At 58.1% G+C, this 24,910-nt stretch carries 28 protein-coding genes; 16 read left to right on the top strand and 12 right to left on the bottom strand.

Going from position 1 to position 24,910, the window contains the following annotated elements:
- The first annotated feature begins 19 nt into the window (after positions 1–19).
- Together KW837_RS11655 and KW837_RS11650 are read left to right on the top strand one after the other, a co-directional pair.
- Positions 20–340, top strand: a complete 321-nt coding sequence (locus KW837_RS11655) for a DUF2388 domain-containing protein (protein ID WP_007902760.1) — start codon at positions 20–22, stop codon at positions 338–340.
- Positions 337–2,301, top strand: coding sequence for a DUF4105 domain-containing protein (locus tag KW837_RS11650; protein ID WP_218395813.1), 1,965 nt, complete (start codon positions 337–339; stop codon positions 2,299–2,301). Before KW837_RS11655 ends, KW837_RS11650 begins: the two co-directional genes overlap by 4 nt.
- Positions 2,302–2,444: 143 nt before the next feature.
- Here KW837_RS11650 and trpA read toward each other — a convergent pair whose 3' ends face one another.
- Positions 2,445–3,257, bottom strand: coding sequence for a tryptophan synthase subunit alpha (trpA, locus tag KW837_RS11645; protein WP_192345250.1), 813 nt, complete (start codon positions 3,255–3,257; stop codon positions 2,445–2,447).
- Positions 3,257–4,486: a tryptophan synthase subunit beta gene (gene trpB, locus KW837_RS11640; protein ID WP_218395811.1), complete on the bottom strand. Its 1,230-nt coding sequence runs from the start codon at positions 4,484–4,486 to the stop codon at positions 3,257–3,259. The genes trpA and trpB overlap by 1 nt, the downstream gene beginning before the upstream one ends.
- Before the next feature lie 112 nt (positions 4,487–4,598).
- Here trpB and KW837_RS11635 point away from each other — a divergent pair, with 112 nt between their 5' ends.
- Positions 4,599–5,492, top strand: a complete 894-nt coding sequence (locus KW837_RS11635; RefSeq protein ID WP_218395809.1) for a LysR family transcriptional regulator — start codon at positions 4,599–4,601, stop codon at positions 5,490–5,492.
- Here the strand turns inward: KW837_RS11635 and KW837_RS11630 are convergent.
- On the bottom strand, positions 5,489–5,815 hold the full coding sequence (locus tag KW837_RS11630) for a YqjD family protein (RefSeq protein WP_007902771.1): 327 nt from the start codon (positions 5,813–5,815) through the stop codon (positions 5,489–5,491). The genes KW837_RS11635 and KW837_RS11630 overlap by 4 nt on opposite strands.
- Positions 5,816–5,969: 154 nt before the next feature.
- On the opposite strand from KW837_RS11630, the gene KW837_RS11625 reads away from it, so the two are divergent.
- Entirely contained in the window at positions 5,970–6,185 is a 216-nt protein-coding gene (locus tag KW837_RS11625; protein ID WP_007902773.1) for a dodecin, read from the top strand.
- Positions 6,186–6,315: 130 nt separating this feature from the next.
- Positions 6,316–6,540 (top strand): DUF1161 domain-containing protein, encoded by a 225-nt coding sequence (locus KW837_RS11620; protein WP_192345248.1) that lies wholly within the window; start codon positions 6,316–6,318, stop codon positions 6,538–6,540.
- A 63-nt stretch (positions 6,541–6,603) separates the two neighbouring features.
- Here KW837_RS11620 and KW837_RS11615 read toward each other — a convergent pair whose 3' ends face one another.
- Positions 6,604–7,605 (bottom strand): LLM class flavin-dependent oxidoreductase, encoded by a 1,002-nt coding sequence (locus tag KW837_RS11615; protein WP_218395807.1) that lies wholly within the window; start codon positions 7,603–7,605, stop codon positions 6,604–6,606.
- A 238-nt stretch (positions 7,606–7,843) separates the two neighbouring features.
- Between KW837_RS11615 and KW837_RS11610 the strand changes: the two genes are divergently transcribed.
- Positions 7,844–8,275: an OsmC family protein gene (locus tag KW837_RS11610; protein WP_008152515.1), complete on the top strand. Its 432-nt coding sequence runs from the start codon at positions 7,844–7,846 to the stop codon at positions 8,273–8,275.
- Positions 8,276–8,444: 169 nt separating this feature from the next.
- The gene (locus KW837_RS11605; protein WP_048397315.1) at positions 8,445–8,678 is read left to right on the top strand and encodes a DUF1161 domain-containing protein; all 234 of its coding nucleotides are present in this window, start codon (positions 8,445–8,447) and stop codon (positions 8,676–8,678) included.
- 6 nt (positions 8,679–8,684) lie between these two features.
- Here KW837_RS11605 and KW837_RS11600 read toward each other — a convergent pair whose 3' ends face one another.
- The gene (locus tag KW837_RS11600) at positions 8,685–9,104 is read right to left on the bottom strand and encodes a hypothetical protein (RefSeq protein ID WP_218395806.1); all 420 of its coding nucleotides are present in this window, start codon (positions 9,102–9,104) and stop codon (positions 8,685–8,687) included.
- Positions 9,105–9,144: 40 nt separating this feature from the next.
- Positions 9,145–9,561: a hypothetical protein gene (locus KW837_RS11595; protein WP_218395804.1), complete on the bottom strand. Its 417-nt coding sequence runs from the start codon at positions 9,559–9,561 to the stop codon at positions 9,145–9,147.
- Positions 9,562–9,619: 58 nt separating this feature from the next.
- On the opposite strand from KW837_RS11595, the gene KW837_RS11590 reads away from it, so the two are divergent.
- Positions 9,620–10,711, top strand: coding sequence for an aminopeptidase (locus KW837_RS11590; protein ID WP_218395803.1), 1,092 nt, complete (start codon positions 9,620–9,622; stop codon positions 10,709–10,711).
- 118 nt (positions 10,712–10,829) lie between these two features.
- On the opposite strand, the gene KW837_RS11585 is transcribed toward KW837_RS11590, so the two are convergent.
- The 3 genes from KW837_RS11585 to KW837_RS11575 form a co-directional block, all read right to left on the bottom strand.
- Positions 10,830–11,288, bottom strand: coding sequence for a transposase (locus tag KW837_RS11585; protein ID WP_218395801.1), 459 nt, complete (start codon positions 11,286–11,288; stop codon positions 10,830–10,832).
- Positions 11,289–11,463: 175 nt separating this feature from the next.
- Positions 11,464–12,114: an HAD family hydrolase gene (locus tag KW837_RS11580; RefSeq protein ID WP_218395799.1), complete on the bottom strand. Its 651-nt coding sequence runs from the start codon at positions 12,112–12,114 to the stop codon at positions 11,464–11,466.
- Positions 12,115–12,159: 45 nt separating this feature from the next.
- Positions 12,160–12,705 carry a gamma carbonic anhydrase family protein gene (locus KW837_RS11575; protein WP_007902790.1) on the bottom strand — a complete coding sequence of 182 codons (546 nt, stop codon included), beginning with the start codon at positions 12,703–12,705 and terminating at the stop codon, positions 12,160–12,162.
- Between the two features lie 101 nt (positions 12,706–12,806).
- Here KW837_RS11575 and prlC point away from each other — a divergent pair, with 101 nt between their 5' ends.
- Positions 12,807–14,858 (top strand): oligopeptidase A, encoded by a 2,052-nt coding sequence (prlC, locus tag KW837_RS11570; RefSeq protein WP_371317125.1) that lies wholly within the window; start codon positions 12,807–12,809, stop codon positions 14,856–14,858.
- Entirely contained in the window at positions 14,855–15,142 is a 288-nt protein-coding gene (locus KW837_RS11565) for a YheV family putative zinc ribbon protein (RefSeq protein WP_218395795.1), read from the top strand. Before prlC ends, KW837_RS11565 begins: the two co-directional genes overlap by 4 nt.
- Before the next feature lie 46 nt (positions 15,143–15,188).
- Here KW837_RS11565 and KW837_RS11560 read toward each other — a convergent pair whose 3' ends face one another.
- Both KW837_RS11560 and KW837_RS11555 read right to left on the bottom strand, forming a co-directional pair.
- Complete coding sequence (locus KW837_RS11560) at positions 15,189–15,833, bottom strand: dual specificity protein phosphatase family protein (RefSeq protein ID WP_192345241.1); 645 nt, start codon at positions 15,831–15,833, stop codon at positions 15,189–15,191.
- A gap of 258 nt (positions 15,834–16,091) precedes the next feature.
- The gene (locus KW837_RS11555) at positions 16,092–16,397 is read right to left on the bottom strand and encodes a hypothetical protein (protein ID WP_218395793.1); all 306 of its coding nucleotides are present in this window, start codon (positions 16,395–16,397) and stop codon (positions 16,092–16,094) included.
- 229 nt (positions 16,398–16,626) lie between these two features.
- Between KW837_RS11555 and KW837_RS11550 the strand changes: the two genes are divergently transcribed.
- The 3 genes from KW837_RS11550 to KW837_RS11540 all read left to right on the top strand — a co-directional run bounded on the left by KW837_RS11550 (position 16,627) and on the right by KW837_RS11540 (position 20,272).
- A complete protein-coding gene (locus tag KW837_RS11550) occupies positions 16,627–17,685 on the top strand; it encodes a PA0069 family radical SAM protein (RefSeq protein ID WP_218395792.1) in 1,059 nt (352 codons plus the stop codon).
- 244 nt (positions 17,686–17,929) lie between these two features.
- Positions 17,930–18,661: a carbonic anhydrase gene (locus KW837_RS11545; protein ID WP_008076209.1), complete on the top strand. Its 732-nt coding sequence runs from the start codon at positions 17,930–17,932 to the stop codon at positions 18,659–18,661.
- Positions 18,662–18,745: 84 nt separating this feature from the next.
- A complete protein-coding gene (locus tag KW837_RS11540; protein ID WP_218395790.1) occupies positions 18,746–20,272 on the top strand; it encodes a SulP family inorganic anion transporter in 1,527 nt (508 codons plus the stop codon).
- Positions 20,273–20,399: 127 nt separating this feature from the next.
- Here the strand turns inward: KW837_RS11540 and KW837_RS11535 are convergent, their stop codons facing one another.
- The gene (locus tag KW837_RS11535; protein WP_192345237.1) at positions 20,400–21,050 is read right to left on the bottom strand and encodes a hypothetical protein; all 651 of its coding nucleotides are present in this window, start codon (positions 21,048–21,050) and stop codon (positions 20,400–20,402) included.
- Between the two features lie 370 nt (positions 21,051–21,420).
- Here KW837_RS11535 and coxB point away from each other — a divergent pair, with 370 nt between their 5' ends.
- The 3 genes from coxB to KW837_RS11520 all read left to right on the top strand — a co-directional run bounded on the left by coxB (position 21,421) and on the right by KW837_RS11520 (position 24,907).
- Positions 21,421–22,548: a cytochrome c oxidase subunit II gene (coxB, locus tag KW837_RS11530; protein WP_192345236.1), complete on the top strand. Its 1,128-nt coding sequence runs from the start codon at positions 21,421–21,423 to the stop codon at positions 22,546–22,548.
- 82 nt (positions 22,549–22,630) lie between these two features.
- Positions 22,631–24,223 (top strand): cytochrome c oxidase subunit I, encoded by a 1,593-nt coding sequence (ctaD, locus tag KW837_RS11525; protein ID WP_218395788.1) that lies wholly within the window; start codon positions 22,631–22,633, stop codon positions 24,221–24,223.
- 126 nt (positions 24,224–24,349) lie between these two features.
- Complete coding sequence (locus tag KW837_RS11520; protein ID WP_218395786.1) at positions 24,350–24,907, top strand: cytochrome c oxidase assembly protein; 558 nt, start codon at positions 24,350–24,352, stop codon at positions 24,905–24,907.
- Positions 24,908–24,910 lie beyond the last annotated feature (3 nt).

The following is a 24,910-nucleotide window of genomic DNA, read 5'->3' as shown; positions in this document are numbered from 1 at the left end:
GTTCCTCCGGAGTCGTTCCATGCGTAGCCCGCTGATTGCTGCCACCCTTGGCCTGCTGTTGTTGGCCAATGTGGCCCAGGCGCAAACCCTGGTAGCCACCAGTAACATCATCATTCGTGCTTCCGAACGCACGCTTGATTTCACTTCCGACACCACCACGTCCATCCGCGATTCGAAGATCGTCCGTGAAGCCCACGACGATGCAGCCAGTTTCGTCGCCAGCGAGGGTGAAATCCGTGGTGCGCACCTGGAAGCGGCCTTCGACACCTTGCGCACTCGCGTGCCGGAAGCCCGCGACGCCAGTGATCAGGTTCTCGCCGAAGCCATTCTCGCACTGTGAAGTCGCTCGGCGCCTGGCTGCTGGCCGGGGTTGTGTTGCTGCTTGGCAACACAGCTCAGGCCAGCCTGCAACTACGGCTCAAGACCGACGGTCTGAGCCCCGCGCAACAGCAGGCCAGTCAGGCGCTGCTCGATGAAGCCATGCAGGCGTTACCGCCGCGCTTCATCGAGCAACTGGACCGGCGCATTGACGTCGGCTGGACCGACGACATGCCGAGCGATGCTTACGGCCAGGCGTCACTGGTGTCCGAACTCGACCTGAACCGCAATTTGCTCGCCAGCCTCACCAATGGCAGCGCCGCGACCCAAAAAACGTATCGTCCCCACGGCACCGTCCGCCGGGAAATGCTCGCCACGGTGTTGCACGAACTCACCCATATTTATGACCGTGCGCGTCTGTGGCCAGACGCCGAGCGCACGCTGATCCAGCGCTGCAAGCAACGTAACAACAGCTCCGGGCTGATCGGTATCCCCGACCAATGCCGTGGGCAGACGGAGCGACGCTGGACCCTCAGCGATGACCCTCGTCTGCTGGATTTGGCCGGCTGGCCGCAATACGTCGGTCGGCGCGGCGAGCGCGAACAACACAACCGGCAGATTGCCCGCACCCCGGACATCTACGAGACGAGCAGCCCGAAGGAGTTCGTCGCGGTCAACATGGAGTACTTCCTTCTCGACCCAAGCTATGCCTGCCGTCGTCCTGCGCTGTATCGCTACTACAAAGAACATTTCGGTTGGGCGCCCGCCGCCAAAGACACATGCGCCCAATCATTCGCCTTCCTCAATGCGGGTAACGACTTCGCCAAGCAGCCCTTGGGCCAAGTCGATCCGGAGCGGGTTTACGCGGTTGACTATCTTCTGGCCGAAGCCAACCAGAACTGGGTCAGCCGCTGGGGCCACAGCATGCTGCGACTGGTGATCTGTGCACCGGGTCGGCCACGTGGGCCGGATTGTCGACTGGATCTGGATCAGCATCTGGTGTTGTCCTACCGCGCCTTCGTCGGTGACCTACAGTTGTCGAGCTGGGATGGACTGGTGGGTAAATACCCGTCGCGCCTGTTTGTCTTGCCGCTGGCCCAGGTGATCGACGAATACACCAAAACCGAATTGCGCAGCCTCGCATCGGTGCCGCTGAACCTGTCGCATAGCGAGATCGAAGATGTAGTGGAACACGCCGCGGAGATGCACTGGAGTTACGACGGCAACTATTTTTTCCTGTCCAACAACTGCGCGGTAGAAGGCCTGAAATTACTGCGCAGCAGCACCAACAATGCGCAACTGGTCGGCCTCGACAGCATCATGCCCAACGGTTTGCTGGAAGTGCTCAAGGGCCGTGGATTGGCAAACACCAGCGTGCTGGATGATCCCCGCGAAGCACTGCGCCTGGGCTATCGCTTCGACTCCTTCCGCGAGCGTTATCAAGCGATGTTCGAAGTGCTGAAAAAGCATTTACCGATCAAGCAGGACAAGGTCGAGGACTGGCTGTCCTTGAAAGCTGAAGAGCGTCGCAAATGGATTGATCAGGCTGATTTGCGCACCAGTGCGGCGTTACTGCTGCTGGAGCAGGCCAGTTTCCGTCAGCAGATGGTGCTGGCCCAGGACGAAGTGAAGCAACGTTATCTGGGCGCTCGGGAATTGAAGAATGGCGGCATGGATAAGGCCAATGCGACCTTGCAGGAGATTCTCGCCAACAGCGGCTTCCTCAGCCGTCCGGCCGAACTGCTCGGCAGCACCGGTGGTTATGGTTTGCCGCAACCGAACGAGTGGACGCGTCTGCAGTCGGAAAGCAACCTGCGCCAGAAGCAGCTGCAAGCGCTGACCGGGGATCTGGACAAAGAAGTCAGAGCACTGCTCGAACCGAGCCGTGCCGCCGAGATGGCCGCCAACGAAGCCAACCTGAAGCAGGTTGGCGAACATTTGCGCAAGCTGCACAAGGCCGCGGGTGGGTTGGAGTTGCCCTGAAAGCAAAAGATCGCAGCCTTCGGCAGCGCCTGCCGAAAGCTGCGATCTTTTTGTGGGCTCCAGAACATAGTCCTGAAGCCCTCGGTCTTGCTGTTTAGTCTGTGCCGCGAGGCTCTAATTCCTCTGTATCAGGAACTTTACCTTCAGCTGACCCGTGCTTTACGCACGCCTTCGGACAAGGCTGCGCACAAGCTGAGTACGCCCTCCACAGCCTGATCCGGTGTTGAGGCATTAGCGATGTGATCGATCAGCGCCGACCCCACCACCACACCGTCAGCCAGACGCGCGATGGACGCCGCTTGCTCTGGAGTACGGATACCAAAACCGATGCTGATCGGCAGATCGGTATGGCGACGCAGACGAGTGACGGCTTCTTCGACATGTTCCAGAGTCGCCGCGCCCGCACCGGTCACACCCGCCACCGACACGTAGTAAACAAAGCCGGAACTGCCGTTCAAAACAGTCGGCAAGCGCACGTCATCAGTCGTCGGAGTGGTCAGGCGAATGAAGTCCAGGCCCGCCGCCTGTGCCGGGTCGCACAATTCACCGTTATGCTCGGGCGGCAAGTCGACCACGATCAGGCCATCGACACCGGCCTCTTTGGCTTCAGCGATGAAACGTGGTACGCCGTACATGTGAATCGGGTTGAAGTAACCCATCAGCACCAGCGGCGTCTCGCTATTGCCTTCGCGGAACTCGCGAACCATTTGCAGGGTTTTCGCCAGGTTCTGTTTGGCGCCCAAGGCACGAATGTTGGCCAGTTGAATCGCCGGGCCATCGGCCATTGGATCGGTGAAGGGCATGCCCAACTCGATCACGTCGGCACCCGCTCCCGGCAAGCCTTTGAGGATCGCCAGAGACGTGTCATAGCTCGGGTCGCCAGCGGTCACAAAGGTCACCAGGGCGGCGCGGTTCTGTTCCTTGAGTTCGGCAAAACGCGTTTGCAGGCGGCTCATCAGTGTTTCTCCTGCTTGGATTGCTGAGAGTGTTCCATGTGGTGCATCACGGTCTGCATGTCTTTGTCACCACGGCCGGACAGATTGACCACCATCAGGTGATCTTTCGGCAGCGTCGGTGCGCGTTTGAACACTTCGGCCAGGGCATGGGCGCTTTCCAGTGCAGGAATAATCCCTTCTAGACGACAGCATTTGTGGAACGCATCGAGGGCTTCGTCGTCGGTCACCGAGGTGTACTGGACGCGGCCGATGTCATGCAACCAGGCGTGTTCCGGGCCAATGCCTGGATAGTCGAGGCCGGCAGAGATCGAGTGAGCGTCGATGATCTGGCCATCGTCGTCCTGCAACAGGAAAGTTCGGTTGCCATGCAGCACACCCGGTACGCCGCCGTTCAGGCTGGCTGCGTGCTTGCCGGTTTCGATGCCGTAACCGGCGGCTTCGACGCCGATGATCTCGACGCTCTTGTCATCGAGGAACGGGTGGAACAGGCCCATGGCGTTGGAACCACCACCGATGCACGCCACCAGGCTGTCGGGCAGACGGCCTTCCTGGGCTTGCAACTGCTCGCGGGTTTCCTTGCCGATCACAGCCTGGAAGTCGCGAACCATGGCGGGATATGGGTGCGGGCCGGCGACGGTGCCGATCAGGTAAAAGGTGCTATCGACGTTGGTCACCCAGTCACGCAGGGCTTCGTTCATCGCATCTTTGAGGGTACCGGTGCCAGCGACCACCGGGATCACTTCGGCGCCCAGCAGCTTCATGCGAAACACGTTGGCTTGCTGGCGTTCGATGTCGGTGGTGCCCATGTAGATCACGCAATCGAGGCCGAAACGCGCAGCCACGGTGGCGGTCGCCACGCCGTGCATGCCAGCGCCGGTCTCAGCAATGATGCGTTTCTTGCCCATGCGCCGCGCCAGCAGGATCTGGCCGATGCAGTTGTTGATCTTGTGCGCGCCGGTATGGTTCAGCTCTTCGCGCTTGAGGTAAATCTTCGCGCCGCCGCAGAACTCTGTCAGACGCTCGGCGAAATACAGTGGGCTTGGACGTCCGACGTAATCACGCTGAAAGTAGGCCAATTCTTCTTTGAACGCCGGATCTTCCTTGGCCGCTTCGTATTCGCGGGCCAGATCGAGGATCAACGGCATCAGGGTTTCGGCGACGTAACGGCCACCGAACGCGCCGAACAGGCCGTTGGCGTCGGGGCCGTTGCGCAGGTTAGTCTGGGTCATGGGTCGCTCCAGTTGTATTCGAGAGGTGACGATGGGGTTCACTCTACCCCTGACATCCCGCACTGAAAACCGATAAGATCGCCGCAACCTGTCAGAAAAACTCACAGATACCATGAGCCACGACCTTCCTCCGCTGAACGCCCTTCGCGCCTTCGAAGCCACTGCCCGCCTGAACAGCGTCAGTCAGGCCGCCGAACAGCTGCACGTCACTCATGGTGCGGTCAGCCGACAGCTCAAGGTACTGGAAGAACACCTCGGCGTGAGCCTGTTCATCAAGGATGGGCGCGGCCTGAAACTCACAGATGCCGGTGTCCGTTTGCGCGATGTCAGCGGTGAAGCCTTCGAGCGATTGCGCAGCGTTTGCGCCGAACTGACCCAAAGCACCGCCGATGCACCGTTCGTGCTCGGCTGCTCGGGCAGCCTGCTGGCGCGCTGGTTCATTCCGCGTTTGGGGCGGCTCAATGCGGATCTGCCGGATCTGCGTTTGCACCTGTCGGCTGGCGAAGGCGATCTCGATCCACGGCGGCCCGGCCTGGACGCTTTGCTGGTGTTTGCCGAGCCGCCATGGCCGGCGGACATGCAAGTTTATGAACTGGCCAGCGAACGCATCGGCCCGGTCATGAGCCCACGATTCGTCGGCTACGAAAGGCTGCAGAGCGCACCGGCAAACGCCCTGCTGACCGAACCCTTGCTGCACACCACCTCACGTCCGCAAGCCTGGCCGAGTTGGGCACAGCAAAGCGGCCTCGACGCCAAGGCGCTGAGGTACGGTCAGGGTTTCGAGCATTTGTATTATTTGCTTGAGGCGGCAGTGGCCGGGCTGGGTGTGGCCATCGCGCCTGAGCCGCTGGTGGCAGAAGACTTGAAGGCCGGTCGCCTGGTTGCGCCATGGGGTTTCTGTGAAACCCCGGCGCAACTGGCGTTGTGGCTACCCAAGCGCGCCGCGGACGGGCGCGCTCGGCAATTGGCGCAGTGGCTTAAAAACGAACTGCGTCAGGCACCTTAATTACCGCGCTTGCACAACAGATAGGCCGCCAGAAGCCCCAGCGCACCAACGGCGACACCGGCTGTAGTCCAAGGGTGTTCCTGGGCGTAGTCACGTGTCGCGATCCCGGTTTCACGGGTTTTGACCTTGACCTCTTCATAGGCATCGGAGAGCAGATGACGCGAATGCTTCAACGCGTTTTCGGCGTTGATTTTCAGCGTTTTAAGGGTTTTACGCGATTCGTCCGAGGCGTCGTCCTTCAGGCTTTCCAACGATTTCAGCAGACTCTCGATCTCGGCTTCCATGCTTTGCAATGAGGCTTTACGTAACGAGGTGTTGGCCATGGTAAATCTCCTGCATTGTTTGAGTTGCGTGTGTTGGTTGGGACTTCAGGGGTTTGAGAAAGTGCAGTAAATCTGAAATTCCCCACGGATTGTTCGACAGAAGACATAAGAAAAATCACTGCTAGGCTGTATTTCACACCCTTAGGAGAACGCCATGACTGACCATCACACCTACAAGAAAGTCGAGCTGGTCGGCTCATCCACCACCAGCATTGAAGACGCCATCAACAATGCCCTGGCCGAAGCCAACAAGAGTCTGAAGTACATGGAATGGTTCGAAGTGACCGAAACCCGCGGGCACATCAAGGACGGCAAAGCGGCACACTTCCAGGTGACGCTTAAAGTCGGATTCCGGATTGCCAGTAGCTGAGCTTAAGCCAGTCTTCTGAACTTGCGCGCCGGCCGAATGCCATAGGGAATGGCAAAGCGCTACGTGGTGAGTGCGTCCGGCCGATAGCTGGATGCGCTCCCCCTATTGATCCGACCAGGGAGTGCACCCCATGAAGAAGTTTATTTTGGCGATAGGCTTGTTGAGCCTTGCGGGAACAGCCTTTGCCCAAGGCAAGTCGTGCGACGAGCTGAAAGCCGAAATCTCAGCGAAACTGGATGCCAAGGGCATTTCCAATTACACACTGGAGATCGTCGACAAAGGCGCTGCTGCTGATGGAAAAGTCGTTGGCACCTGTGAAAAAGGCTCCAGGCAAATCGTCTACAAGCAGGGCTGACCGCCCTCGAAAATGAAAAAGCCGACGCAATGGCGTCGGCTTTTTTGTGGGTGCGATTGCGCTTCAGCCCTTCATGACCTGCGCCAGCAACTCATAGGAGTGCAGGCGATCGGCATGTTCGTACAGGTCACAGGTAAAAATCAGCTCATCGGCCTGCGTCTGTTCGATCAGCACTTCCAGCTTGGCGCGAATTTTCTGCGGGCTGCCGACCATGGCCAGGCCAAGGAAATCACCGACCGCTTCTTTCTCATGGGGCAGCCACAGACCGTCCATGGTCTTCACTGGCGGGCGTTGTACCAGGCTTTGGCCACGCATCAACGCGAGAATCCGCTGGTAGACCGAAGTGGCCAGGTAATCGGCCTGCTCATCAGTGTCTGCAGCCACCAGCGGCACGCCGAGCATCACGTAGGGCTTATCCAAAACCGCTGAAGGCTTGAAGTGGTTGCGGTAGACGCGAATCGCCTCATGCATGAAGCGCGGTGCGAAATGTGAAGCGAAGGCGTAGGGCAAACCGCGCTCACCCGCCAACTGCGCACTGAACAGGCTCGAACCCAACAACCAGATCGGGACATTGGTGCCGGTACCCGGCATGGCAATGATCCGCTGGTCTGGCGTACGTGGGCCGAGGTAGCGCATCAGTTCAGTCACGTCTTGCGGGAAGTCATCGGCACTACCGGAGCGCTCACGGCGCAAGGCTCGAGCGGTCATTTGATCGGATCCAGGCGCGCGACCCAGGCCCAGATCGATCCGCCCCGGATACAGGCTTTCAAGGGTGCCGAACTGCTCGGCGATCACCAGTGGCGCGTGGTTGGGCAGCATCACGCCCCCCGAACCGACACGAATGGTCGAAGTGCCGCCAGCCAGGTAGCCCAGCAGGACCGAGGTCGCCGAACTGGCGATCCCGTCCATGTTGTGGTGCTCGGCGACCCAGAAGCGGTTGTAGCCGAATTTTTCCACGTGCCGCGCCAGATCCAAAGAATTGTGCAGGGACTGGGCCGCACTGCCGTTCTCCCGCACGGGCACCAGATCCAGGGTCGAGAACTTGATATCGGATAGTCGTTTCATGAACCTGCTTCTCCAATGGGTAAGCAGGTTTTTTCACGAACGAAAACCTGCCGAGTCTATAAGCGTGTTCTATGCAATGAGGGCATATACCCGAGTTTCAATAGGAGAGACAAAAATCCTACGCGATTAGAGGACCGATCAGATGAGGTGAACTTTGCCTGACGGTCTATCCTCAGAACCCTGGTAACCGAAAACCACGAAGGCGCGACGTTTCGCGCCGGATCTTGAGGAGGCAGACATGGCTATCACAAAGAAAGCATCGGCTCATTGGGAAGGTGATCTGAAAACCGGTATCGGCTCGATTTCCACGGAAACCGGCGTCCTCAGAGAAGCCCCCTACGGCTTCAAGGCCCGTTTCGAAGGGGGTAAAGGCACCAATCCGGAAGAGCTGATCGGCGCGGCTCACGCGGGCTGTTTCTCCATGGCGTTTTCAATGATTCTCGGCGATGCCGGCCTCAAGGCCGACAGCATCGACACCAACGCCGAAGTGACCCTGGACCAGGTAGACGGTGGCTTTGCAATCACCGCGGTAAAGCTGATTCTCAAGGCGAAAATCCCCGGGGCGACCCAGGCGCAATTCGAGGAACTGAGCAATAAAGCCAAAGAAGGCTGCCCGGTGTCCAAAGTGTTGAATGCGAAAATCAGTCTGGATGCGACGTTGGTCAGCTGATAATAATGGGTTGATACGCTAGCTGAGATCGCAGCCTTCGCGGGCTCCCTTGCGCAGGTTGCGGTCTTTTTTTGTCCTGAAACATAACCTGACAGACAAAACTGTGGTCGAATAAATGACAGCAGCTTCAGCGCATCACCATGCGCGCTGCCTTAAGGGAGCTTCAACCATGAAACGTTTTGCCTTGGCGGTTATCTGTTGCACGCTGGCCACATCGGCCCTCGCGGCACCGAAATCCTGTGAGGAACTCAAGGCCGAGATCGAAGCCAAGATCCAGGCCAATAACGTCTCGTCCTACACCCTGGAAATCGTCACCAACGACGAAGTGCACGATCAGAACATGGTCGTCGGTTCATGCGAAGGCGGAACCAAGAAAATCATCTACCAAAAAAATGACCGTTGATTCGTCTCACATGACGCAGTTGGCCAGCCGATCTTCGGCGACAATTTCCCGCTTGGCATTGTAGAGCCGGGCGCTGGGGGTGAACGCTATAGAACGCGCTTCCAGCAGGTAACGCTGGCCGGCCTCGAAATGGTCGTAATTGATGGTCAGGTAGCACAGCCGCTCCAGCGGAGCATTCATCAAGCCTGAGCCACCACCAAACACTTCAAAATCGAAACGCACTCTCAGTTCATGGCTACCCGGGGTGACCTGAAAGTAGCGCCCATCGCTCAGCCGCTGGTTGTCCAGCCGATCGGCCATCAGCAGTTTCCCGCCGGGGCTCGGCGTAGCGAAGTCGACCCATGCCATTTGTGGATCGACCGCCGGCAACGGACTCGTGCAACCGACAAAGGCGCCTGCAGCGAGCAACAGCAACAACCTGCGCATGATGAATTTCCCAAGGACTGATCATTCAGCATAGCGTCGATCAAGTACGTTGGCAGCCTGCCGGTGTGCCCTGTCCAATCACTTTTCGCTGTTGATCATAGAGCTTCGCCCACGGCCGAAAGCCGATGTATCCCGCTTGCAGCTGATATCGCTGACCGGCGTTGAATTCCTTGAATTTCACATTCAACTGGCAGTCGCGCCACAGCGGCTCGGCGTTGGGGCCAATGTTGGTCGGCTGGACAGCAAACAAGTAGCGAACCGTCAGCTCATGGCTACCGGGCTGCACCTCGAAGTAACGCTTGTCGATGGAAGCCTTGTCATCGACTTCTACCGCTTGCAGCGCGGTGTCTTCCTGCCGTGTATCCAGATCGATCCATGCCTGTGAAGGATCAGGGGTGGGTAGTCCAGCACAACCGGCCAGCATCAGCAGGCCTCCCGTCAGCATCAACTTGCGCATAGCGGAGCTCCAATAGGCGGGATAGTCTTGCGGGCAGACTTTCCAGGGATGATTCATTTTGATCAGGCCGCGTCCAAGCCTTGGGTTACTTGATCGCGTTTTACGCATTTTGTTTCCGGGGATGCTTCTTTTGTTATTTAACGGCTGCGCCAGCATCAGCTACTACGGCCAATTGGCCAGTGGTCAGCTGCACTTGCTGCGGGCACGGGAGCCGGTTTCCAGTGTGATTGCCGATCCCGGTCGCGATCAGCAATTGCGCGCGCATCTGGCCCAATCACAAAAGGCCCGGACATTTGCGAGCCAACACCTGCACCTGCCGGACAACCAGAGCTACCGCCTGTATGCCGACATTGGCCGACCGTTTGTAGTCTGGAACGTCTTTGCCACGCCGGAGTTTTCGCTGAAGCCGCAGAACCATTGCTTCCCAATCGCTGGCTGCGTCGCCTATCGCGGGTATTACAGCCAGAGTGCTGCCCGCGGTGAGGCCGCGTTGCAACGATTGCAAGGTATGGACGTGTCGATTGGCGGCGTCGAGGCCTATTCGACGCTCGGTTGGTTCAACGACCCGATCATGAGCTCAATGATGGGTTGGGGCGACGAACGGTTGGCCACGCTGATTTTCCACGAACTCGCCCATCAACGTCTTTATGTGAAAGACGACACCGAGTTCAACGAGTCCTTCGCCACCTTCGTCGAGCAGGAGGGCTCTCGCCAATGGCGCGCATTTCGAGGCATGCCACCGGATAATGGAGCTTTGGTGCGGCAACGCGATCAGTTCATCCAATTGGTTCTGGACACCCGCAAGAGACTGGAGCGGCTATATGCTCTGCCACTGCCTGCCGAGCAAATGCGCGAGCGCAAAGCGGCAGAGTTCGAACAATTGCACCGTGAATACCGGACGCTACGCGACAGCCAATGGGCCGGGAACAAACGCTACGATGCCTGGATTAACACCCCGATGAACAATGCCCGGCTGTTGCCGTTTGGTTTGTATGACCAATGGGTGCCAGCGTTTGCCGCGCTATTCAGACAGGTCGAGGGGGATTGGGTGAGGTTTTATGCGGCGGTGGAGAAATTGGGCGCTTTACCGGTTGAGGAGCGTAAGGCGGCGTTGAACGTGTTGGCCGGATCAGCGAGCCCCGGCGGCTGAACGGGCCTCTTCGCGGGCAAGCCTCGCTCCTACTCGGGCGACGACGGTGCAGGCGACGGACATTCCGTAGGAGCGAGGCTTGCCCGCGAAGAGGCCGGCCCAGGTTCCCCAAAGTCGGCTACAGCCAAATCGCATCCCACAACGGATAGTCCCCGACCTTTTCTACCAATCCCGCTCGCAACGGATTGGCAACGATATATCGAGCAACTGCCTGCAAGTCTTCTTCCTTGCGAATGGCGCGATCATGATAGCCATGCTGCCAAACCGGACCTTGACGGCGAATCGAGCGATTGACCGTCACCGCGATCCGGGACTTGGTACGGGCCATCGAAGTGGATAGTTGAGTGTTCTGTAACTCAATCAACCAATGAAAATGATCTGGCATGACCACCCAGGCTAACGATGTTGCAAGCTCTTCTCGCTCAGCAGTTCTAAAAGCATCGACCACCAGACGCCCGTTCTTGAAGTTGCGAAACAAGGGTTCTCGATTCAAAACCACGGCAGTCAGCAGGTAAATCTGTCCTGACTCCGAATATCGCCCGGAGCGCAATCGATGAGCATGTTTGAGTTCTGGCAATGATGATCCTCCTTGATCGTGGCCGGAGTGTTAAGGCTAGGACGATTAGAAGGGATTGGAGTGAGAACAGTTGCTCAGGATGTGTCTGGGGGAACGCCTTCGCGGGCAAGCCTCACTCCTACGGAATTTACGCGTCTTCCCGTAGGAGCGAGGCTTGCCCGCGAAGGCAATTCAACTAACGCTGCAAAAACGCCTGATGCATCTCCTCCAGCGTTTCAAAGTGATACGCCGGTGCTTCTGCGCTCAATTCTTCCCGGCTGCCAAACCCATAACCCACCGCCGCTGCGTCCAGTCCATTGCTGCGGGCGCCGATCAGATCGTGTTTACGGTCGCCAATCATCAGGGTATTGGCCGGGTCCAGGCCTTCTTCGTTCATCAAGTGCGCAATCAGCTCGACCTTGTTGGTCCGCGTGCCATCCAACTCGCTGCCATAAATCACGTTGAAATGCTTGGCGAAGTCGAAGTGCCGGGCGATTTCCCGGGCGAAAACCCATGGCTTGGAAGTCGCGATGTACAGCTGTCGCCCTTGCTCACCGAGGGTTTCCAGCAGCGGCGTGACGCCGTCGAACACGCGGTTTTCATACAGACCGGTGACCTTGAAGCGCTCGCGATAGAAATTCACCGCTTCCCACGCCTTGGGCTCGTCGAAGTCGTAGAACTGCATGAACGCCTGCAACAATGGCGGGCCTATGAAATGTTCAAGCCTTGTCAGGTCCGGTTCATCGATCCCTAGTTTGCTCAGGGCGAACTGGATGGAGCGGGTGATGCCTTCACGCGGGTCGGTCAGCGTGCCATCGAGGTCGAACAGTACGGTTTGGTAATGCATGAAAATTCCTGGGCAATAGGGAGGCACTTTCCATTATCAAGCGGCTTAGAGTTGGTCGTAGCCTTCGGCCAGGTGCAGATCCTTCAGCTTCACGTAGTTCGCCGCGCTGTAGGTGAAAAAGGCTTTTTCCTTGTCAGTCAGCGGCCGGATCTGTTTCACCGGGCTACCGACATAGAGGAAACCGCTTTCCAGGCGCTTGCCCGGGGGCACCAGGCTGCCAGCGCCGATGATCACATCGTCCTCGACCACCGCACCGTCCATGACGATGCTGCCCATGCCGATCAGGATCCGGTTACCCACGGCGCAACCATGAAGCATGACTTTATGCGCGATGGTCACATCGTCACCGATCAGCAGCGGGAAGCCATCGGGGTTGAATGGTCCGGCGTGGGTAATGTGCAACACGCAGCCGTCCTGCACGCTGGTGCGCGCACCGATTCGGATGCGGTGCATGTCGCCGCGGATCACTGTCAGCGGCCAGACGGAGCTGTCTTCGCCGATTTCGACGTCGCCGATCACCACCGCCGAGCCGTCGACAAAGGCGCCTTTGCCCAGCAGCGGCGTGTGGTTCTGATACTTGCGAAGGGTCACGATAGGCTCTCTCTCTTTTGCTGATAGCTGCGGTGAGCGTCGATTGTAATTAAGATGGGGCCATGTTTCTTCCCGCATGTTTTCCAGCCAAGGTGCCAACCGTGAGCGTGAACAACCCTCTTCTGCAGTCCTACGACCTGCCGCCGTTTTCGGCGATCCGTGCCGAACACGTGCAACCGGCCATTGAAAAGATCCTGGCTGACAACCGCGCTGCCATCGTCGACATCCTGAAAATCCAGGGCAAACAACCGACCTGGGCCGGCCTGGTGCTGGCGATGGATGAACTCAACGATCGTCTGGGCGCCGCCTGGAGCCCGGTCAGCCACCTCAATGCCGTGTGCAACAGCGCCGAGTTGCGCGAAGCCTACGAGTCCTGCCTACCGGCCCTGAGCGCCTACGCCACCGAGCTGGGCCAGAACCGTGAACTGTTTCAAGCCTATGAAGCGCTGGCCAACAGCCCTGAGGCCGCCGGTTTCGATGTGGCGCAGAAAACCATCCTGGAACACGCTTTGCGCGACTTCCGTCTGTCGGGTATCGACCTGCCTGAAGCCGAACAAAAACGTTATGCCGACGTGCAGAGCAAACTGTCGGAGCTGGGCAGCCGCTTCTCCAACCAGTTGCTCGACGCCACCCAGGCCTGGACCAAGCACGTCACCGACGAAGCCGCCCTCGCCGGTCTGACCGAGTCGGCCAAGGCGCAAATGGCCGCCGCCGCACAAGCCAAAGAGCTGGATGGCTGGTTGATCACCCTGGAATTCCCGAGTTACTACGCGGTGATGACCTACGCCCAGGACCGCGCCCTGCGTGAAGAAGTCTATGCCGCCTACTGCACCCGTGCGTCGGACCAAGGCCCGAATGCCGGTCAGAATGACAACGGCCCGGTCATGGAAGAAATTCTCGACCTGCGTCAGGAACTGGCAAAACTATTGGGCTTCACCAGCTTCTCGGAGCTGAGCCTGGCCACCAAAATGGCCGAGTCCAACGATCAGGTGCTGAGTTTTCTGCGCGACCTGGCCAAACGCAGCAAGCCGTTCGCCGCCCAGGATCTGCAACAGCTCAAGGCCTACGCCGCCGAACAAGGTTGCCCGGACCTGCAAAGCTGGGACAGCGGTTTCTACGGTGAAAAACTTCGCGAACAGCGCTATAGCGTCGCCCAGGAAACCCTTCGCGCGTACTTCCCGATCGACAAGGTGCTGGGTGGGCTGTTCAGCATCGTCCAGCGCCTGTACGGCATCGAGATCGCCGAGCTGAAGGGCTTCGACACCTGGCATCCGGACGTCCGCCTGTTCGAAATCAAGGAAAATGGCCAGCACGTCGGTCGTTTCTTCTTCGACCTGTATGCCCGCGCCAACAAGCGCGGCGGGGCCTGGATGGACGGCGCCCGCGATCATCGCCGCACAATCAACGGCGTGCTGCAAAGCCCGGTGGCGAATCTGGTGTGCAACTTCACCCCGGCCGACAGCGGTAAACCGGCCCTGCTGACTCACGATGAAGTGACCACCCTGTTCCACGAATTCGGTCATGGCCTGCATCATCTGCTGACCCGCGTCGAGCATGCAGGCGTGTCTGGCATCAACGGCGTCGCCTGGGATGCGGTCGAGCTGCCAAGCCAGTTCATGGAAAACTGGTGCTGGGAGCCGGAAGGTCTGGCGCTGATTTCCGGTCACTACGAAACCGGCGAACCATTGCCTCAGGATCTGCTGGAAAAAATGCTCGCGGCGAAGAACTTCCAGTCCGGCCTGATGATGGTCCGCCAACTGGAATTCTCGCTGTTCGACTTCGAACTGCACGCCACCCACGGTGACGGCCGCAGCGTGCTGGAAGTGCTCGAAAGCGTGCGCGACGAAGTCTCGGTCATGCGTCCGCCGGCCTACAATCGCTTCCCCAACAGCTTCGCCCACATCTTTGCCGGTGGTTACGCGGCGGGTTACTACAGCTATAAGTGGGCTGAAGTATTGTCGGCCGATGCCTTCTCGAAATTCGAAGAAGACGGCGTGCTCAATGCCGAAACCGGTCGCGCCTTCCGTGAAGCGATCCTGGCGCGGGGCGGTTCTCAGGAACCAATGGTGCTGTTCGTCGACTTCCGTGGCCGTGCGCCATCGATTGACGCACTCTTGCGCCATAGCGGCCTGAGTGAGGACGCGGCAGCATGAATGAGGAATCTGTGATCACCAAAAAACGCTTTATCGCCGGCGCGGTCTGCCCGGCCTGCAGCGAGCCGGACAAGTTGATGATGTGGAGCGAAAACACAGTTCCGCATCGCGAGTGCGTGGCCTGCGGTTATTCCGATACGCTGAATGAACAAGGTCTGTCGGTGCCCAAGGAATTGGGCACGCGGGTCAATACTTCGGCACTCAAGGTGCCGGACGCCAAGGTTCAGGCCGTGCAGTTTTTCCCGAACCCGAAGTTGAAGAAGAAACCAGACGAGCAACACTGAGTACCGAAAATCACCTTCCACTGCGCAATGCAGTGGGAGGTATTACTTACTCGACATGGGCCGATTTGAACCAGTTCTTCATCGAACAACTGGCAAACGGACTGGTGCTGCAATCACCATTGGCCAGCGCCGTACGAAGTTTGTCGATATCGGCCTGCATCATGTAACGCACACCATCCTTGAAATGCGTGCTGTCACCAAAGCCGCCTTGGGTCATTTCGTTCAGGGCATCTTCCTTGCTCCAGCCTTGCACCACCACCCGGTACATCGCGGCCATCAGGCCAGTGCGGTCCGAGCCGTGTTTGCAGTGCATAAGCACCGGCCCTTTTGATTCGGCAGTTTGAATCGCACGCAGCACCTTGAGTACATCCGCATCATCCACATGATTGGTGCGATAAGGCAGGTGTACTTGAGTGATACCGGGTGCGGACAACCAGCTTGAGTCCGGTTCGGGCAGGAAGTTGATTACAGTCCCGACGTTGAGTTTTTCCAGCAATTGCACCGAGCCAGCGTCAGGCAATGCGCTGCGATAGAGCATCGGGGACATCTCAAAGAGATTGTGTTGCCTCTCCACTGGTTGAGCCCACTCCGCCGGACGGGGCGAGGAGCTGTCGTCAGCGAGGGCCAACGTCAGGTTGAACAATGAGACCAGCGACAAACACATCGCAGATATATAACGCGCTAGAGGCATGTTTGGATAACTGTTCAGGAAGAGGTGGGAAGATGGCACCCAGCTTCAGTCCTGAACGGTCAAAGGTCTGTGAGCTGACTGTCAAAGAAATGTGAATCAGTCTTTTGAAGCTGCATTGGGGGGGGAAATCCAGGTTTAATCCGTCAACTCGGATTATCTTCAATACTTAACTAACTGCACCTTGCAATCACGCCTCTAAGCGTTAAATAAAACAAGCCAATCCTGCATGAACTTTCATGCAGGTCTGGCACTATGAAGTCAAGGATTTACAATATTTGAATAAGCCTTGGCCAAAGCCAACAGTTTTGCCTTGTCGTCGCTGTCGATATCACCATCGCCGTCCACATCGCTGTTGACCGACTTTATGCTGAACGACCCGCCGCCATCGCTGGAGACGGCCTCTACGTAGACGGAATCGACCAAGGCCTCTGTCTGTACCTCGTTGACCTCATCCCAACCCAACTCTTTACGGGCAAGTTGCATCGATACTCGCGCTTGTTGTGGATCGACAACACTGGGGGCCAGTAATTGCAAAAAGATACCACGCTGATTAAAAAACGACATAGATTAATTCCTTTTAATAAGTATCCACGAAGACTTCGTGTTCAGACGATAATACTGATCTTATTAACTACAGACTATTCGTTATATATTTCATCGAGTTGCAGCTAGATGCATTATTGAATACCTAAGGCAGGCGCTCGACGCTGATCAAATGCTCAAGTGCCGAACGGCACTGGCCGCTTTTCCTCGCCTCGTATACTGTATGCACATACAGCAAAGGTATTAGTCGATGAACACTCCTCTGCCACCCCGCGGTCGCGGCACCGCCACCAATCCGCACAATCGCTTCGCGCCCAATCGTTCGGTGGTCGAGGATGACGGCTGGTATCAGGAAGCGCCGATCACCCAAGGCACCGAGGTGCGCATCGAGACGGCAAAAACCATCATCACCCGCAATAACTCGCCAGACCTGCCGTTCGATCGCTCGATCAACCCCTATCGCGGCTGTGAGCATGGCTGCATCTATTGCTATGCACGGCCCAGTCACGCCTATTGGGATCTGTCACCGGGGCTGGATTTCGAAACCAGACTGATCGCCAAGACCAACGCCGCCGACGTGCTGGAAGAACAACTGTCCAAACGCGGCTATCAATGCGCGCCGATCAACCTTGGCTCCAATACCGACCCTTATCAGCCGATCGAGCGCGAACACAAAATCACCCGTAAAACCCTGGAAGTGCTGCTGCGTTACCGCCACCCGGTGACCATCATCACTAAAGGCTCGCTGATTCTTCGCGATCTGGACTTGTTGGCTGAACTCGCCGAGAAAAGGCTGGTGGCTGTAATGATCAGCCTGACCACGCTGGATGATGAACTCAAACGCATCCTCGAACCACGTGCCGCGGCGCCCAAAGCGCGACTGCGGGCGATCCGGGTGATGCGCGAGGCCGGTATTCCTGTGGGGGTCTTGTGTTCACCCATGATTCCGATGATCAACGACAGCGAACTCGAAAGCCTGCTGGCCGAAGCTCATGCGGCCGGCGCGCAAAGTGCGGCATACATGATGTTGCGCCTGCCGCTGGAAGTGGCGCCGCTGTTCGAAGAGTGGCTGGCCGCCCACTATCCTCAGCGTGCAGCTCATGTGCTAAGCCTGATCCGCCAAAGCCGTGGTGGCGAGCTTTACGACAGTCGGTTTGGCGCTCGTATGCGTGGTGAAGGGCCGTTTGCCGACCTGTTGGCGCAACGCTTCGCCAAAACCATCAAGCGTCTGGGGCTCAATAATCGGGAAGGTTTCAATCTGGATTGCGAAGCCTTTTGTCCGCCGGGTCGCCAAATGTCGTTGATTTAAGGACAATTAGCCCTATGGTTGAGTAGTGAAAACGATACACCGCTTTAGGCTGGTCACGTTTTTTGTGACCTGGAACACTCGTTCTAGAGCGTTTTATTCAGTTTGAGTTAAGTTTCAACGGCTACCTTGTTCATCGAGTGACTGACGGGTCTGGCTCTTCGACCTGGATGTTTTTTAAACAGCCACTGGCTTCACACCGGACAAAACGGGAAAATTCCCCTGACTCCGCCAAAGAGGATGAATCATGAGTGACAAGGATAAACAGCCGTTGGCTGCGTCGGCTTCAGCCCAACCCGAGGCGGAAACCGCCGATGCAGCGCTGCAGCATATCGTTGACGGCTTTTTGCACTTTCATCACGAGATCTTTCCGCAGCAGGAAGAACTCTTCAAAAAACTCGCCACTGCCCAGCGGCCTCGGGCGATGTTCATCGCGTGTGCCGATTCACGCATCGTTCCCGAACTGATTACCCAAAGCGCTCCCGGCGACTTGTTCGTGACCCGCAACGTCGGCAATGTCGTGCCACCTTATGGGCAAATGAACGGCGGTGTTTCCACGGCCATCGAATACGCGGTGCTGGCCCTCGGCGTACAGCACATCATTATCTGCGGGCACTCTGACTGTGGCGCCATGCGTGCAGTGCTCAATCCGCAGAGCCTGGAGAAGATGCCGACGGTAAAGGCCTGGCTGCGTCATGCCGAAGTGGCGAAAACCATGGTCCAGGACAACTGCCATTGCACGGATGAAAACGAGAGCATGCATATCCTCACCGAAGAGAATGTGATTGCTCAGTTGCAACATTTGCGCACGCACCCATCAGTGGCCTCGCGCATGGCAAATGGTCAGCTGTTTATCCATGGCTGGGTCTACAACATCGAAACCAGCGAAATCCAGGCTTACGATGCGGATCAGGGTTGTTTCCTGCCGCTCGATGGCAGCCATCCCATTCCGGTGGCGACGCCCAAAGCGCGCTTCTAAATCCTCCTAAGTATGGTTTAGCCGAGGCTGCCGATCTGGCGGCACGGCTTTGCCACGCCTGAAAAAAACTCCGGGAGAGCCACAATGCGTGCCGCTCAACTAAAAGCTGTTCTGCCACGGGAGCTGCTGGCTTCGGTGGTTGTATTTCTGGTCGCCCTGCCCTTGTGCATGGGCATCGCCATCGCCTCGGGACTGCCGCCGTCCAAAGGCCTGATCACCGGCATTATCGGGGGCCTGGTGGTCGGCTGGCTTGCCGGTTCGCCGCTGCAAGTCAGCGGCCCGGCAGCGGGTCTGGCGGTGTTGGTGTTCGAACTGGTGCGCCAACATGGCATTGCCATGCTCGGGCCGATCCTGCTGCTGGCGGGTTTTCTGCAATTGGTGGCCGGGCGTTTGAAACTGGGTTGCTGGTTTCGGGTCACCGCTCCAGCGGTGGTGTACGGCATGCTCGCCGGGATTGGGGTGCTGATCGTGTTGTCACAGGTGCATGTGATGCTCGATGCCGTGCCCAAGCCTTCGGGGCTGGATAACCTGGCAGCCTTCCCCACTGCGGTGATTCAGGCTTTGCCGTCGTTTGGCTGGCAGGCGGGTTTGCTCGGACTGTCGACCATTGCCGTGATGTGGCTGTGGGAAAAATTCCGCCCGCACTCCCTGCGTTTCGTTCCTGGAGCCTTACTGGGGGTTGGTCTGGCAACGGTCGCCAGCCTGGTGCTCGCATTGCAAGTCAAACGTGTGGAAGTTCCGGCCAACCTGGCGGAAGCCATCGATTGGCTGCGCCCGGCAGACTTGCTCAATCTCGCAGACCCGGCCTTGCTGATCGCTGCCTTCGCCGTGGCCTTTATCGCCAGCGCCGAAACCCTGCTCTCGGCCGCAGCCGTGGACCGCATGCACAATGGCCAACGCTCGGACTTCGACCGCGAATTGTCGGCGCAAGGTGTGGGCAACATGCTCTGTGGGTTGCTCGGCGCGCTGCCGATGACCGGGGTGATCGTGCGTAGTTCGGCCAACGTTCAGGCCGGCGCCACCACCCGACTGTCGACGGTGTTTCATGGCCTATGGTTGCTGGCTTTCGTGCTGCTGCTGTCGAGCGTGCTGCAAAGCATTCCGGTGGCGAGTCTGGCGGGGGTTCTGGTTTACACCGGTTTCAAATTGGTAGATCTCAAGGCCTTTCGCGGTCTGGGCCGTTATGGCCGGATGCCGATGTTCACCTATGCGGCGACCGCACTGGCAATCATCTTCACCGACCTGCTGACCGGCGTGCTGATCGGCTTTGGCCTGACACTGGCCAAACTGGCCTGGAAGGCTTCGCGCCTGAAAATCAGCCTGATCGATCTGCCGGCAGACGGCGAGATGGAGCTGCGACTGGTGGGGGCGGCGACCTTCCTCAAGGTACCGGCGCTGACCCAAGTGCTGGGGAGCATTCCCGCAGGTGCAACGGTGCATGTGCCGCTCAATAACCTGAGCTACATCGATCATTCGTGTCTGGAGTTGCTTGAGGAGTGGGGCCGGGCCAATGCGGCCAAGGGCTCGAAGCTGTTGATCGAAGCGCGGGGATTGAAGCGCAGGCTTGAAGGACGGTTACGTACCACAACCGGAGTAGGCTCAGCCGCTTAAGCTACTTGTAGGAGCGAGCGGTGCGGCGATCCGACTTGCCCGCGAAGGCGGCGTGTCAGTCGACATCAATGTTGAATGTCACGCCGTCTTCGCGGGCAAGCCTCGCTCCTACAGGTATTGCATAGACTTAGGCCGCTGGCTGATCCAGCTCAAGGCCCACGCCTAATTGGCGCGACAGGCACGGCCAGCGCTTCCACGCAGCGCCGGTGTCCGGGCTGTTGAGTTTCTCGCGGTAGGCCTCTACCGACTCCAGCGCGAAACTCTCATCGTTAAGCATCTCGTCCACAGCGTGATGCACCGCCTCATCCAGTTGATTGGCAAATTCCTCGCCGATCAGTTGGTGGGCAATCAGGTTGGCAACTGTCATGTCCAAGGGGATCAATGGCTGGCCAAAATGCTTGATGTACAGATCGTTGACCTCTTCGACCAACCGATGTGCCAGATAGGCTTCGTCCAGCAGGCTGTCCAGGCCGACGTGACCAGCCATGATTGCCGGCGGCTGGAGGAAAAACTGCTCCGCGATTGTCAGCACCGGCTTGATCTGCGACTCGATGCCCGCTTCCCTGGCGACTTCATTGGCTGCGTCCAGCAGGTCCGGCACTTGTTCTATATACGCGGCCACAAAACGCGTCATGACGCCGTTGGCATCGACATCCGGCAATTGGATGGCGGAGTGAAGGTGCGGCAGTTGGGTTTCCAGTTGTCGAGTTAACAGGCCGGTCTCGGCCTCGTGTTGTTGGGCTTTTTGGATCTGCTCGCGCAATGCGGCGGTGTTCATGAAAACTCCAGGAAACAAGGCAATGAAATAGGGAAGACATAACTTAGCTGGCTTATGAAAAAGCCTAAGACGCATTTGTCATAATTATTTCATCCTTGAGACGTCTACGTTATATCGATTTGCCACCACTCGTCTGCATCCTTCTCCATTCGTGACATGGAACGCAAGTCCAACCTGTTTCAGTCGATTTACGTCATCGCATTGCGAGGTGGCAGTCGCTGTCTATACTCGGATCTGAATGGAGTTAGCTGATGACGCCCGACTGCATATGCAGCAAGGCTCGGCGATTCAAGTTCGTAGTCTGAAAAAGCCGCTCCCTTGCCGCAGGTGAAAGCCGGCGGGATAAAAAGAACTATAAGGGGAACCCGCAATGATGCGACATCCACATGTCTGGATGGGCCTCCTGTTGTGGTCGATTTTCAGTCAGGCGCAAGCGGCCTGGACTGTGAATATGGCGCCTGGAGCGACTGAAATCAGTCACGCAGTATTCGACCTGCACATGACCATTTTCTGGATCTGTGTAGTGATCGGCATCATCGTCTTCGGCGCCATGTTCTGGTCGATGATGGTCCACCGACGCTCTACCGGGCAGGTGGCCGCAAAATTTCATGAAAGCACCACCGTCGAAATTCTCTGGACCATCGTGCCCCTGCTCATTCTGGTGGCCATGGCGGTCCCCGCAACCGCCACCCTGATCCAGATGTACGACAACACTGAGCCGGATATCGATATCCAGGTCACCGGTTACCAGTGGAAGTGGCACTACAAGTACCTGGGTCAGGACGTCGAATTCTTCAGCAACCTGACCACCCCCGCCGATCAGATCCACAACAAGGAAACCAAGGGCGAGCATTACCTGTTGGAGGTCGACAAGCCGCTGGTGCTGCCGATCGGTGCCAAGGTGCGCTTCCTGGTGACTTCCGCCGACGTCATCCACTCCTGGTGGGTGCCGGCCTTCGCGGTCAAGCGCGATGCGATCCCGGGCTTCGTCAATGAATCCTGGACCCGTGTCGAAAAGCCCGGCATCTACCGTGGCCAATGCGCCGAACTGTGCGGCAAGGATCACGGCTTCATGCCCATCGTGGTCGAGGTCAAGGAAAAGGCCGATTACGAAACCTGGCTGGGCGAGCGCAAGGCGGAAGCTGCGCAGCTCAAAGAGCTGACCAGCAAGGAATGGACCCTCGACGAGCTCAAGGAGCGCGGTGACAAGGTCTATCACACCACCTGTGTGGCCTGTCACCAGGCTGAAGGCCAGGGCCTGCCGCCGATGTTCCCGGCACTCAAGGGCTCGAAAATCGCCACCGGACCGATCAAGGATCACCTGAGCATTGTCTTCCACGGCAAGCCCGGCACCGCAATGGCGGCGTTCGGCAAGCAACTCTCGGAAGTCGATATCGCAGCGGTCGTGACCTACGAACGTAACGCCTGGGGCAACAACAAAGGCGACATGGTCACCCCTAAAGAAGTGCTGGAGCTGAAACAGGCGGAAAGCAAATGACCCGGTCTATTGCGTGCGTAAGGAACCGCTCGGGACATGACGCCCCGGCCCGCCCAGCCCATCCGTTTGCAGGAGACAGGACATGACAGTTGTAGTCGATGACCATGTTCATACCGGCACCGCCCATGCCCACGGCCCCGCCAAAGGCCTGATGCGCTGGGTGCTGACCACCAACCATAAGGATATCGGCACGCTGTACCTGTGGTTTGCGTTCTCCATGTTCCTGCTGGGTGGCTCGTTCGCCATGGTAATCCGTGCCGAACTGTTCCAGCCGGGACTGCAAATCGTCCAGCCGGAATTCTTCAACCAGATGACCACCATGCACGGTCTGGTGATGGTGTTCGGTGCGGTGATGCCGGCCTTCGTCGGCCTCGCCAACTGGATGATCCCGTTGATGATCGGCGCACCGGACATGGCCTTGCCGAGGATGAACAACTTCAGTTTCTGGCTGTTGCCGGCAGCATTCCTGCTACTGGTATCGACCCTCTTCACCCCTGGCGGCGGGCCGAATTTCGGCTGGACCTTCTATGCCCCGCTGTCGACGACCTACGCGCCGGAAAGCGTGACGTTCTTCATTTTCGCCATCCACTTGATGGGGATCAGTTCGATCATGGGGGCGATCAACGTGATCGCGACCATCCTCAACCTGCGCGCCCCCGGCATGACGCTGATGAAAATGCCACTGTTCGTCTGGACCTGGCTGATCACCGCGTTCCTGCTGATTGCAGTGATGCCAGTGCTGGCCGGCTGCGTGACCATGATGCTGATGGACATCCACTTCGGCACCAGCTTCTTCAGTGCCGCCGGTGGCGGTGACCCGGTGTTGTTCCAGCATGTGTTCTGGTTCTTCGGTCACCCCGAGGTGTACATCATGATCCTGCCGGCCTTTGGTGCCGTCAGCTCGATCATTCCGGCTTTTTCGCGCAAGCCATTGTTCGGCTACACCTCGATGGTCTACGCCACGGCGAGTATTGCGTTCCTGTCGTTCATCGTCTGGGCGCACCACATGTTCGTGGTCGGCATTCCGCTGGTGGGCGAGTTGTTCTTCATGTACGCAACGCTGCTGATCGCGGTGCCCACCGGGGTCAAGGTGTTCAACTGGGCCAGCACTATGTGGCAAGGCTCGCTGACCTTCGAGACGCCGATGCTGTTCGCCGTGGCGTTCGTCATTCTGTTCTCCATTGGCGGGTTCTCCGGGTTGATGCTGGCCATCGCCCCGGCGGACTTCCAATACCAGGACACCTACTTCGTGGTCGCGCATTTCCATTACGTGCTGGTGCCGGGGGCGATCTTCGGGATCTTCGCCTCGGCCTACTACTGGCTGCCGAAATGGACCGGCCACATGTACGACGAAACCCTTGGCAAGCTGCACTTCTGGCTCTCGTTCATCGGCATGAACATGGCGTTCTTCCCGATGCACTTCGTGGGCCTGGCAGGCATGCCGCGGCGGATTCCGGACTACAACCTGCAATTCGCCGACTTCAACATGGTGTCGTCGATTGGTGCGTTCATGTTTGGCGCCACACAGATCTTCTTCCTGTTCATCGTGATCAAGACCATTCGTGGCGGCGAGCCGGCACCGGCCAAACCGTGGGATGGGGCCGAAGGCCTGGAGTGGAGCATTCCATCGCCGGCGCCGTATCACACCTTCACCACACCGCCGGAAGTGAAATGAACGCGCTGGCCTTTGTGGGAGCGGGCTTGCTCGCGAAGCAGGCGACGCGGTCTGGTAGACGGACCGCGTCATCGTTCTTCGCGAGCAAGCCCGCTCCCACAGGGTTCAATGTGGAGGGCTTGCACCATGGCTGATTCGATTTCGATGAAGAAACTGGTCACTCGCCTGTTGCTGGTGGTGGTGGCGATGTTTGTCTTCGGCTTTGCCCTGGTGCCGATCTACGACGTGATGTGCAAGGCGTTCGGCATCAATGGCAAAACCTCCGGGCAGTATGAAGGCGAGCAAACGGTCGACGACTCGCGGCAGGTTCGCGTGCAGTTTCTGTCGACCAATGCCGCCGACATGACCTGGGATTTCTATCCCAAGGGCGATGAACTGGTCGCGCACCCCGGGGCGGTGAACGAGATGATTTTTATCGCCCATAACCCGACTGATCGCCCGATGAGTGCTCAGGCAGTGCCGAGCATCGCGCCCAGCAACGCAGCCGCGTACTTCCACAAAACCGAATGTTTCTGCTTTACCCAGCAAGTGCTGCAGCCCGGTCAGCGAATCGAGATGCCGGTACGGTTCATTGTTGACCGCGACATGCCCAAGGAAGTGAAGCACCTGACGCTGTCCTACACGCTGTTCGATATCACCGCACGTCATCCGCCCGTGGCTGTTGCAGCAAGCACCGGCGGCTAGACG

Origin of the sequence: Pseudomonas sp. PDM24, assembly GCF_019218905.1 — a bacterium.
Classification (GTDB): domain Bacteria; phylum Pseudomonadota; class Gammaproteobacteria; order Pseudomonadales; family Pseudomonadaceae; genus Aquipseudomonas.
The sequence above is the reverse complement of the archived record's forward strand: the minus strand, read 5'-3'. Positions and strand labels throughout refer to the sequence as shown.